We start from the raw sequence: 2570 nt of genomic DNA, 5'->3' as shown, positions 1-2570 counted from the left end.
CCTAACACAGTAGAGGGTAATGGAAGAGCTTGCAAGCCTTTTTTAATGCATTTATGCTATCTATGCACAAATACTTCGCAATATTCTGTACTTTTATTCTGCACTAAACATTCACTAGTAATGCAGGGACAAAAATATGGTGCTGAACAATTATACTTTTACGATGCGGGAGCACCTGGAATTATCGATGATAATTATATGATTGAGTTTACTTTGAAAAATTCTTCATATGCTAACGTTGAACTGTTAAATGTACTAGATATTCATATTCGTAACATCAGTGAGGGGAAGTATAAGTATATGGATGTTGAAAATTTAGTAAAAGTGATTGTAAAAGAATATCAACAATTAAGAAAAGAATTAAAGCTAGAGTATGATGAAAAAGAGTTAGAAACAGGTATTCCAACTCCAATAAGAAATATAAGAGAAGAATATAGTATTAAAATCTCAAACCAATAATAAGTGGCAGAGTCGTGATCGCTTTTTGACCGCAAATGTGCCGGTTGATTTGGGATTACTGTGATATATTTGTATTGTGAGAAATGGCGGAAATAACATGACTCACAAGGAGAATTTTATAATTAAACGGCCCTTTTGATTTAGACCTTGATTTCCGACAGCTTCGATGTTGTAGATTGAATGAACGTTGAAGTATTGAAGAGCTTTTGCTCTTCTTTCAGTCGCTAACACCGTGATCACATGGTATGTACTAACAGGGAAACGCATATGCAGTTGGCGATTGAAAGAGGTGTAAAACCTCCTTAACTAAAAAAATATGGAGCACACATGACTTGTCTATTTATTTAAAACTGTTATCCGATTGGGTAGCAGTTTTTTACTTTTTTTGATTGATAGTAAAACTTCATTTACCGTATTTATAGTAGAACAGCTAATTTATGTTGCTCCTTTTTATTATGCAAAAAAGGATGGTCACAAAATTGTTAAATCGAGTTCTTAATATGGATTGTTTAGAAGGAATGAAAATGATAGAGGATAAATCAATTGATATGATCTTATGTGATTTACCTTATGGAACTACATCTTGTAAATGGGACAGCATCATTCCGTTTGATCTGTTATGGGAACAATACGAAAGGGTCATAAAGGATAATGGAGCGATAGTGTTAACAGCAAGCCAACCATTTACAACGAAATTAATTGCTTCTAACATAAAGTTATTTCGTTATGAGTGGATCTGGAAGAAAGGGAATCATGTAACTGGTTTTCCGAATGCAAATAGAATGCCATTAAAGAATCATGAAAATGTATTAGTATTCTATAAGAAGTTACCTAAATATTACCCACAGGATTTAATTTTGTTAGATAAGCCGATCAAAAAGAATAGAATAGCTAACATTGGGGTATTTGGTAAAAGAAATAATGAATCCTTAAATAAGGTACATGTAAAGAAATATACTAACTATCCAAAGTCGGTTATTGATTTCCCAAGGGAAAGTAAAACATTTCATCCAACACAGAAGCCGGTAGCGTTATTCGAATATCTAATCAAGACTTATACAAAAGAAGGTGAAACGGTATTAGATAATTGTATGGGTAGTTTTACAACTGCTATTGCATGTATTAATACTAATCGAAATTATATCGGCTTTGAGATGGACGAAGGGTATTGGAGATTAGGAAATGAACGTGTTCAAGAACATTTAAAGAATATGTGAGAAAGCATCAATTTGGGTGCTTTTTATTTTGGAGGAGGATGATTTATATGACAGCATATCATGCGCCGATTAGTACGGGGAAAATTGACACTCATACGGCTGTTTGGGTGAAGGGCTATTCCATTGACAATCCAACGTTGGGAACTGAAATGGAAAGTCAGTTCAAGATTGAACTGACTTTTATGAGTAATGATTATTCGCCAAATAAGTACAAAGTATTTTTAGAAGAATTTCAAAAATTCTTAGGTGAATGTGGGTACTTGAGTGGTGAACATAGTTAAGATAATCCTATAAAGTCTTTTGTAACTTTCACAGCTACCGCTGATAGTACATTTAAAGGGACGCTAGATAACTTTTGAGTAAGTGTTTTTGTTGTAGACCAAACTTTTGAGTCTCTAATAGTATCTAGAAATTCATGTCCTGAAAAAGTAATCGATGCTATTCCTAGAGCATAAATTTCATCTCCATCAAACTGATGGGCACCGTTTAAATAGCCAGCTTCTATAAGTTTTAAAATTGCATATATAGATTCGTTTTCGCCGTACTTGTTAAAAGTTTTAAATTCTTTTAATTGATGGAGATGGATATGTTGACCTAGGGTCAATTTTTCTTCTAGTTCCAAAAGAATAGAACGAATACAATCTTGATTTAATTTCATGTTATCACCTCCTTATATTCTATAAATTCGACAAAAAAGAAGGTAATCCTACAAATTAAATCATAGGAAAATAATTGATAATAAAAGCATTTAAGTAGAAACTTTTTATTTTGGAGGATGGAGTGATTATATATAACTGACTAGTTTCTTCATCTTCTGTGCTTATCCTCTCAAAATCTTGTCCATACTGGTTCCAAGGACAAGAAAAAGGAGCGGATTATGAATGAAACGTTTGA

At 32.8% G+C, this 2570-nt stretch carries 3 protein-coding genes and 1 pseudogene; 3 read left to right on the top strand and 1 reads right to left on the bottom strand.

The window, feature by feature from the left end:
- From MR076_RS25835 to MR076_RS25825, 3 genes and pseudogenes are all read left to right on the top strand, one after another.
- A pseudogene (locus tag MR076_RS25835) lies at positions 1–459 on the top strand (hypothetical protein); the annotation flags it as partial.
- Between the two features lie 479 nt (positions 460–938).
- Entirely contained in the window at positions 939–1676 is a 738-nt protein-coding gene (locus MR076_RS25830; RefSeq protein ID WP_242225418.1) for a DNA-methyltransferase, read from the top strand.
- A gap of 47 nt (positions 1677–1723) precedes the next feature.
- Positions 1724–1957, top strand: coding sequence for a hypothetical protein (locus tag MR076_RS25825; RefSeq protein WP_242225417.1), 234 nt, complete (start codon positions 1724–1726; stop codon positions 1955–1957).
- Here MR076_RS25825 and MR076_RS25820 read toward each other — a convergent pair.
- Positions 1954–2334, bottom strand: coding sequence for a DUF2513 domain-containing protein (locus tag MR076_RS25820; protein ID WP_242225416.1), 381 nt, complete (start codon positions 2332–2334; stop codon positions 1954–1956). The two genes, MR076_RS25825 and MR076_RS25820, sit on opposite strands and share 4 nt — an antisense overlap.
- Positions 2335–2570: the final 236 nt, after the last annotated feature.

Origin of the sequence: Bacillus cereus group sp. BfR-BA-01380, from assembly GCF_022663535.1 — a bacterium.
In the GTDB taxonomy this organism is placed as follows: Bacteria; Bacillota; Bacilli; order Bacillales; family Bacillaceae_G; genus Bacillus_A; species Bacillus_A cereus_BB.
Note: the sequence above shows the minus strand (reverse complement) of the source record. Positions and strands in the feature narration are given on the sequence as shown.